This is a genomic window from Streptomyces sp. NK15101 (assembly GCF_020400725.1).
GTDB lineage: Bacteria > Actinomycetota > Actinomycetes > Streptomycetales > Streptomycetaceae > Streptomyces.
Window position 1 is genome coordinate 187423 of sequence record NZ_JAINVG010000004.1, and the last position, 7237, is coordinate 194659.

Sequence of the window (7237 nt, forward strand, 5' to 3'; positions counted from 1 at the left end):
CTAACGCTCCTGCTGATGGTTCGGACCGAGGTGGTGGCTACCCGTGGTCGAGTTGCCGGCCTGGCGGCCCTGCTGGATGCCGCGGCGCAGATTGGTGAGCCGGCCGCGGACGTCGTCGGGTGCACGCGAGACCTGGGGGCCGGCCGTGTGGGCCTGCTCCTGTGCGGTCCCGGGTACGAGGTTGGCCTTCGGCACACGGCGCGGAAGACCGGAGGTGGTGACGCCGCCGGCCGCGGGCTTGCGCACCCGCTCCGCCTGGCGCACCAGCTCGTCGTTGGGCGAGGTCCGCCAGGCGGCCCCGCCGTTCTGGCGGCCGTCACCGGCCGGGTCACCGGCCGGGCGGGGCGCCGGAGCGGACGGCTGCGACACGACCGGGGTCGGCATCGTCTGCGCCGGGTCCGCCTGGTAGGCCCGCTGCTGCCCCTGCTGCGACCAGTTGCCTTCCAGCGTGTCGTACAGCGGGGTGCGACCGTCGCCCGCGCCACCGGCCGGCGGCAGGGCCTCCGGACGGCGCGGCTGCTGGAGCTGCGGCTGCCGTCCGGCCGGCTCGGCCGGACGCGGGGCACCGAAGTCGTCGCCGGTCCGCTGACGCGGCGCCTGCTGCTGGGCCTGCTGCTGCGCCTGCGGCACGAAGGGCTGCCGGCCGAACTGCTGCTGCTGGCCTCCCTGGTACGCCTGGGGCTGCTGCGGGGCCTGCGGCTGCTGCGGGGCGCCGAAGTCCGGGCGCGGGAACTGGCCGGTGGAACCGGGACCCTGCGGGGCGTCGAAGTCGGGGCGCGGGAACTGGGCCGTCGAAGCCGGGTCCTGCGCACCGCCCTGGTAGGCCTGCGGGGCCTGCGGCTGCTGCGGGGCGCCGAAGTCCGGGCGCGGGAACTGGCCCGTGGAACCGGGACCCTGCGGAGCCGCCGGCGCACCGAACAGGCCCGCCGACTCCGGCTCCTCGTGACCGCGCGGGGCGTCCAGCGGGGACATCTCCTGCTGCGGGCGCCGGACCGGCTGCTGCTGCGGGTCGTTGCCCCAGCTCGTGGCCTGCGGGCGCTGCGGCTGAGGGGCGCCGCCGGGCAGTTCGGCGCGCGGGAAGTCGTAACCGCCCTGCTGGTCGCCCTGCGGCTGCGGCTGCGGCTGCTGCGGGGCCTGCTGCGGGCCGGACTGGTTGCCCCACACGTCCGTACGGGACGGGATGGCGCTCGCGGCGCCGCCGATGAGGCCGCCCCCGCCGGGGCCCGGACGCAGCGCGTCGGGCGACTGGGGAGCCTGCGGGGCCTGGGGGACCTGCGGCAGCCGGCCGGTCTGCTCCAGCTGGGCGTTCTGCGGCTGGGGGGTGCGGGACTGCGGCGCGCCCTGCGGGCCGCCGGTGAGCGGGGCACCGTCACGGGCGGGCAGCGCGGCCCGGGGACCGCTCGCACCGACCTGACCGCGCGCGGCACCGGCACCGGCGCCGAGGCGGCCGGCCGCCGAGGACGGGGCACCGCCCTGGCCCGGACGTCCGCCGCCGGGGCCACCGGCCGCACCGGGGCCGCCGGGGAGACGGCCGCCGGGGGCCGAGGCGCCCTGCGGCATCGCGCCCTGGCCGCCCGCGCCCGGCTTGGGCATGGGCTTCTTGCCGCCCTGGGCGACGTCGACGGGGAGCATGACGAGCGCGGTGGTGCCGCCCGAGTCGGACGGGCGCAGCTGGATCCGGATGCCGTGTCGCAGGGACAGGCGGCCGACCACGAACAGGCCCATGCGGCGGGAGACCGAGACGTCCACGGTGGGCGGCGAGGCGAGCCGCTCGTTGATCGCGGCGAGGTCCTCGGGGGAGAGGCCGATGCCGGTGTCGTGGATCTCGACGAGCACGCGGCCGTCGGGCAGGGCGTGACCGGTGACCCGGACCTTGGTCTGCGGGGAGGAGAACGAGGTGGCGTTCTCGAGCAGCTCGGCGAGGAGGTGCACGAGGTCGTTGACGACCCGGCCGGCGACCTCGGTCGCCGGGACCGCGGCCAGTTCGATGCGTTCGTACTGCTCCACCTCGGAGGCGGCGGCACGGAGGACGTCGACCAGCGGGACCGGGCGGGTCCAGCGGCGGCCCGGCTCCTCGCCGGCGAGGACGAGGAGGTTCTCGCCGTTCCGGCGCATACGGGTCGCGAGGTGGTCGAGCTTGAACAGCGAGGAGAGCTGGTCCGGGTCGGCCTCGCGGGACTCCAGCTCGGAGATGAGCGAGAGCTGGCGCTGGATGAGGCCCTGGGAACGGCGCGAGAGGTTGGTGAACATCGCGTTGACGTTGCCCCGGAGGAGGGCCTGCTCGGCGGCGAGGCGGACCGCCTCGCGGTGCACGTCGTCGAAGGCCGCGGCCACCTGGCCGATCTCGTCCCGGGAGTGCACACCGACGGACTCGACGGAGGTGTCGACGTCCTGCGGGTCGGACTCGGAGAGCTGCTTGACGAGCTCGGGCAGGCGGTCCTGGGCGACCTTGGTCGCGGTGTCCTGCAGCCGGCGCAGCGAGCGGATCATGGACCGGGCCACGACGAAGGCGCCGATGAGCGAGACGCCGAGGACGAGGAGGATCAGCGCACCGTTGATGATGGCGTCGCGCTGCGACTCCTGCTTCAGCTCACGGGCCATCGTCTCCATGTCGCCGAGCAGACCCGCCTCGATGCGGTTCATGGCGGAGATCTTGGTGCTGTACTCGTCGGTGAAGTTCAGGTGACCGCGGCGCGGGCCCTCCCGCATCGCCTTGTCCGAGTTCAGCACGCGCTCGGCGTACTTGTTGGCGGCGTTGATCGACGGGTCGCCGGAGTTCAGCGACTCGGTCCGCTCGGCGGCGTCGCCGCCGGTCGACTCGTAGATCGCCTGGAAGGACTTGAGCTCGACGGCCTCACTGTTGAGGGCGGCCTCGCCGTAGAGGCGGTCGCCCTGCTGGATCTGGCCGGCGGTCCGGTCGCTCGGGGGCAGCGCGGCCGCGATGATCGCCTGCTGGATGGAGGCGTACTCCTTGGCGGACGAGAACGCGGCGAGCGCGCGGGTCCGCTTGATCATCTCGGGGTTGCTGGTCGCCTGCGCCATGTCCTGGGAGAGGCTGAGGAGCGAGCGGATGAGGCGGCTGTACGCCTCGACCGTCACCGAATGCGAGACGCCCTTCTCGTAGGCGCTGCCCCGGATGGAGTGGAGCTCGGTGACCTGCGAGGCGATCTGGCTGACGTTCTGGCGGATGCTGCGCAGCGCCTCGTCGCCCTCGGTGGCCGGGATGTCCTCGGTGGCCTCCAGGAAGGCCTTGTACTCGCGGTCCGTCTTCCGGCGCGGGTTGGCGACCTGGTAGTCGCTGACCGGGCGGCCGTTGGCCAGCGGGCCGGCGGACAGGTCGCGCTCGGCCTGCAGGGCCTGGGCGAGGCCCGTGGCCTCTCGGGTGAGCTTGGTGAGCAGCTGCATGTGGTCGAGCTGCTCCATGTCCTGGAGCGAGTCGCTGATGCGGATGCCGCCCAGGGTGGTCGCCGCGACCACGGGGAGGGTGAGGAGCGCGACGAGGCGCGTGGAGATGCGCCAGTTGCGCAGGGCTATTCGGGGGCCGACCTCGTTCTCGGCCCGGAGCTTGGGGGGTGCGGCGGACGTCTCGGCGGACGCGGCCGCGGCGCTCGCGCGCCCGCCGCCGTCGCCGGACGGTCCCTGACCCTGGTTCGGGGTGTGCGGGGCCGAGGGACCGCGGTCGGTCCCGGCACGCGGTTCCTGCTCCGCCGGAGCATCCGCTCGGCCCTGGCGGGCCTGGGGAGACCCCGAGCCATCCCTCTTGAAACGTCCCTGCACTAGCGTCGCAACCTCTGGACCAGGCGTCCTTCCGGGTGAACGGAGAGGACGGTGTCGGCGTCGATCGGGGTGCTTGGGCACCCCAGGTGGTCGTCGGTGACCGGCGCAGTTCCCCCTTCCCCGCCACTAGGCCGGCGCTGCGTTGCGCCCCCTGCGCGCCGGCTTGAAACCCGCGGCGGTGCGTGGAATTCCAGCACAGTGCCGGATCTCCAACAAGGGCCGCGTGTCGTGGCGGGAGGGGTATGACAACGCGTGCACGGGACGTCACCCCACGTAGAAGATGATCACGGAGGATTCGGACTTTTCCGTCCCAATGGCCGGGCATCCCCGTGTGTCCCAGTCGACATGATCAGGAGCGGAATGACTAGTTCAATGGCGGAATGTCCCTTTCCGTGACATCCGGAGGCGGTCCGTAATGCCCGGAATGTGAGGCGTCTGGTGAGCAAACTCACACCCGAATCGATGTCTCAGCCATGCATTCGAAGGGAATCGCATGTTTAGCCTGACGCTTTACACCCCTTCGCGCCCGTACGGGCGCCCGTCCCGGAACAAGGTCTGATCACCGCGATGAAGACGACGACGCTCCGCACCACGGCCAACCCCCGCCGTTCCACCCTCGTCCACCTCTCGGACGCCGCAGACCTCGGCCGGGGCGTCCAGCCGGAGTACGCGGTCGAGCTGCCCGGCAACACGGCCAACCCGCGCCGCACCATCCTGATGCAGGCCCCCGCCCCCTACGAGCCCCAGCCGTACGCCTCCGCGACGCGCTAGCGCCCCCGGGGGCCCCGCGAGCGCCCCCGGCATCCCCGCACGGGCGCCGGTGATATCGCCGGTCGGCCGCCCCTCGCCGCGTTAGCCTGGAGCGTCAGACTCCAGCCAGTACCAAGTGAGGGGCGACAGCACTCGTGCGCATCGCCAGATTCTCCATCGACGGCAATGTGGCCTTCGGCGCCGTCGAGGGCGAGGGAACCGTCGAGTCCGGCGGCCTCGTCCTCGACATCATCAAGGGCATCCCGTACACCGACTTCGAGCTCAGCGGCACCAAGGTCCCGCTGAGCAAGGTACGGCTCCTGCCGCCCGTGCTCCCCAACAAGGTCGTGGCCATCGGCCGCAACTACGCCGAGCACGCCGCCGAACTCGGCAACGAGGTCCCCGACGTCCCCGTCGCCTTCTTCAAGCCCACCACCTCGGTGATCGGCTCCGGCGACGCCATCGAGTACCCCTCCTTCTCCAACGAGCTGCACCACGAGGCCGAACTGGCCGTCGTCATCGGCCGCATGTGCCGCGAGGTGCCCCGTGAGCGCGTGAAGGACGTCGTCTTCGGCTACACCTGCGCCAACGACGTCACCGCCCGCGACGTCCAGCAGCGCGAGAAGCAGTGGGCCCGCGCCAAGGGCTTCGACACCTCCTGCCCCCTGGGGCCCTGGGTGGAGACCGACCTCGACCCGAGCGACCTGACCATCCAGGCCACGGTCAACGGCGAACAGCGCCAGCTGGGTCGGACGAGCGACATGATCCGCTCCATCGAGGACCTGGTCGTCCACATCACCGAGGCCATGACGCTGCTCCCCGGCGACGTCATCCTCACCGGCACCCCCGCCGGAGTCGGCCCCCTCAACGTCGGCGACGAGGTCGCCGTCACCATCGAAGGCATCGGCACTCTCACCAATAAGGTGATCAAGCGTGGCTAACGCGAACATCCGCGTCCGTTTCTGTCCCTCGCCGACCGGCAACCCCCACGTGGGTCTGGTCCGCACCGCCCTCTTCAACTGGGCCTTCGCCCGGCACAACCAGGGCACCATGGTCTTCCGCATCGAGGACACCGACGCGGCTCGCGACTCCGAGGAGTCGTACAACCAGCTGCTCGACTCCCTGAAGTGGCTCGGCCTCGACTGGGACGAGGGCCCCGAGATCGGCGGCCCCCACGCGCCGTACCGCCAGTCGCAGCGGATGGACATCTACAAGGACGTCGCCGACAAGCTGCTCGCCGGCGGGTACGCGTACCACTGCTTCTGCACCGCCGTGGAGCTGGAAGCCCGCCGGGACGCCGCCCGCCTGGCCGGCAAGCCGTCCGGTTACGACGGCACCTGCCGCAACCTGAGCGCCGAGCGCATCGAGCGCTACCGCGCCGAGGGCCGCGAGTCGATCGTCCGCTTCCGGATGCCCGACGAGCCGATCACCTTCACCGACCTGGTCCGCGGCGAGCTCACCTTCACCCCGGACAACGTGCCGGACTACGGCATCCTCCGGGCCAACGGCGCCCCGCTGTACACCCTGGTCAACCCGGTCGACGACGCCCTGATGGAGATCACCCACGTCCTGCGCGGCGAGGACCTGCTCTCCTCCACCCCGCGCCAGATCGCGCTCTACAAGGCGCTGATCGAGCTGGGCGTCGCCAAGGAGATCCCCTCCTTCGGCCACCTGCCGTACGTGATGGGCGAGGGCAACAAGAAGCTCTCCAAGCGCGACCCGCAGGCCTCCCTCAACCTCTACCGGGAGCGCGGCTTCCTCCCCGAGGGCCTGCTGAACTACCTGTCGCTCCTCGGCTGGTCCTTCTCGGCCGACCAGGACATCTTCACCATCCCCGAGATGGTGGAGAAGTTCGACATCGCCGACGTCAACGCCAACCCGGCGCGCTTCGACCTCAAGAAGGCCGAGTCGATCAACGCCGACCACATCCGCATGCTGGACGTGAAGGCGTTCGCCGAGGCGTGCGAGCCCTGGCTCCGGGCCCCGCACGCCCCCTGGGCCCCCGAGGACTTCGACCGCGCCGCCTGGGAGGCCATCGCGCCGCACGCCCAGACCCGCCTGACCGTCCTCTCGGACATCACGGCCAACGTGGACTTCCTCTTCCTGCCCGAGCCGGTCTTCGACCAGGCCTCGTGGGACAAGGCCATGAAGGGCGAGCCCGCGGCCCTGCTGACCACCGCCCGCGAGAAGCTCGACGCGGCCGACTGGAGCGACCCCGAGTCCCTCAAGAACGCCGTCCTGGCCGCCGGCGAGGCCCACGGCCTCAAGCTCGGCAAGGCGCAGGCCCCGGTCCGCGTCGCCGTCACCGGCCGCACGGTCGGCCTGCCGCTCTTCGAGTCCCTGGAGATCCTGGGCAGGGAGAAGACCCTGGCCCGCATCGACGCGGCCCTGGCGAAGCTCGCCGGCTGAGCGGAACCCGCACGCCAAGAGGGGCGGCGACCGGAATCCTCCCGGCGCCGCCCCGAGGCGTTGTCGGACCCCGCCGCGGGCCTGTCCGACCATTCCCGTCGGGCCCGGCAGGCATGCTCCTCCCCGACCTTGGTGAGCGGAAGGGGAGGAGGCCGGGGTTGCTGGATCGCCTGAACCGGGCCATGGAGCACATCGAGACTCGTCTCGACGAGCCCGTCGACTCCTCAGGCGGACCCACGACTGAATCAGTGCCCGGGAGGCGTGTCGAGGCGCCTCCGGCACATCTGTCAGACGCGGAACC

The 7237-nt window shown here is 72.0% G+C and carries 4 protein-coding genes; 3 read left to right on the forward strand and 1 reads right to left on the reverse strand.

What is annotated here, in order from left to right:
• The gene (locus K7G60_RS03660) at positions 1-3777 is read right to left on the reverse strand and encodes a nitrate- and nitrite sensing domain-containing protein (protein ID WP_225799301.1); all 3777 of its coding nucleotides are present in this window, start codon (positions 3775-3777) and stop codon (positions 1-3) included.
• A gap of 567 nt (positions 3778-4344) precedes the next feature.
• On the opposite strand from K7G60_RS03660, the gene K7G60_RS03665 reads away from it, so the two are divergent.
• The 3 genes from K7G60_RS03665 to gltX all read left to right on the forward strand — a co-directional run bounded on the left by K7G60_RS03665 (position 4345) and on the right by gltX (position 6936).
• A complete protein-coding gene (locus K7G60_RS03665; RefSeq protein WP_225799302.1) occupies positions 4345-4548 on the forward strand; it encodes a hypothetical protein in 204 nt (67 codons plus the stop codon).
• A 134-nt stretch (positions 4549-4682) separates the two neighbouring features.
• Entirely contained in the window at positions 4683-5468 is a 786-nt protein-coding gene (locus K7G60_RS03670; protein ID WP_225799303.1) for a fumarylacetoacetate hydrolase family protein, read from the forward strand.
• Positions 5461-6936, forward strand: coding sequence for a glutamate--tRNA ligase (gltX, locus tag K7G60_RS03675; protein ID WP_225799304.1), 1476 nt, complete (start codon positions 5461-5463; stop codon positions 6934-6936). Before K7G60_RS03670 ends, gltX begins: the two co-directional genes overlap by 8 nt.
• Positions 6937-7237 lie beyond the last annotated feature (301 nt).

What these genes read in the sequence shown, in the direction of transcription:
- K7G60_RS03665 (WP_225799302.1), top strand. Translation starts at nt 4,345, where the DNA reads ATGAAGACGACGACGCTCCGCACCACGGCCAACCCCCGCCGTTCCACC.